The following is a 1238-nucleotide window of genomic DNA, read 5'->3' on the forward strand; positions in this document are numbered from 1 at the left end:
AGTGGCAGTACCTATACCGTTTCCGGGTTGACAGCCAATAGCATCTTCAATTTCACCGTGACCAATGAAGCCGGTTGTAGCTCAGCGGCCTCCGCAGAAGTGTCAATTGTAGCCCAGCCTTTAACACCGGTCATTAGCATCAGTGTCACAACCGATCCGATTAGATGTGGAGCTAATGGCACCATTGCCTTGAACCTCACCAATGTGGCTGATGGTTCATACCCGGTAACGCATGCCGATGGCGATTTTGGAACAGTAGCAGTCACTGCCGGAAGCGCTGTTTTACCTGCTCCAGCCGGCACGTACACTGATATTCAAATTATGGCCAATGGCTGTGTGTCGGCCTCAGGCGTTGAAGCTGTTTTGAATCCATCTAACTGTGCTGATATCTCGTTAACGAAAGTGGTTGATGAAGGTCTTCCGTCTTATGGCTCTCATGTTGTTTTCACACTTACGGTTCAAAATAATGGACCAAATGATGCCAGCAATGTTCGAGTTGAGGAGCAACTGCCTGATGGATATTCTTTCATCAGTGCCGACGGGCTTGGTACTTATGCAAATGGTATTTGGACAATTGGAACTTTAGCCAATGGGGCATCTGCTTCCTTAAATATTAATGCGAGAGTTAATACCAGCGGTAATTATAACAATACAGCCAGTGTTTCAGCAGATCAGGATGATAGCAATGTAGCCAACAATTCGGCCTCATGTGCAACCAGCCCTGTCAGCACAAGTCGCCCTGTTGCTAAAAATGATGATGTGACAGTTGATGAAGACAGTCAGAACAACGCGATCTATGTGTTGCAAGATAATGGACATGGCGCGGATGACTTTGGCGACGATGGCCCTTCAACGGGTGCATTGGTTATTATCTCCGGTCCGGATAATGGTGTAGCAGAGATTCACACCAACGGAACACCTAACAATCCAGCGGATGATTATGTGGTTTATACGCCATATGCCGGGTATACAGGAGCCGATAGTTTTAGTTATGAGATTTGTGATGGAAATGGGGATTGTGCATCAGCAACGGTAACCATGACCGTTCATGCGGTAAATGCGGCACCAGTGGCAGTGGATGATGCTGCCGATGTTCAGGAGAATGGTGTATTGAATGGCGCTAGCCTGTTGGATAACGATAGCGATCCGGATGGTGATGAGTTGGTAATTACTACCACACCAGTCAGTGGCCCACTCCATGGAAGTTTAGTGATACATTCCGACGGAACATACACTTA

At 47.3% G+C, this 1238-nt stretch carries 1 protein-coding gene; it reads left to right on the plus strand.

All coding sequences use genetic code 11. The features are described from left to right. Positions 1-1238 (plus strand): Ig-like domain-containing protein (locus tag ACSX1H_RS19290; protein WP_439185889.1); only part of this gene is annotated, 1238 nt, incomplete at both ends.

The sequence above is a fragment of the Carboxylicivirga taeanensis genome (assembly GCF_051851475.1).
GTDB classification, from domain to species: domain Bacteria; phylum Bacteroidota; class Bacteroidia; order Bacteroidales; family Marinilabiliaceae; genus Carboxylicivirga; species Carboxylicivirga taeanensis.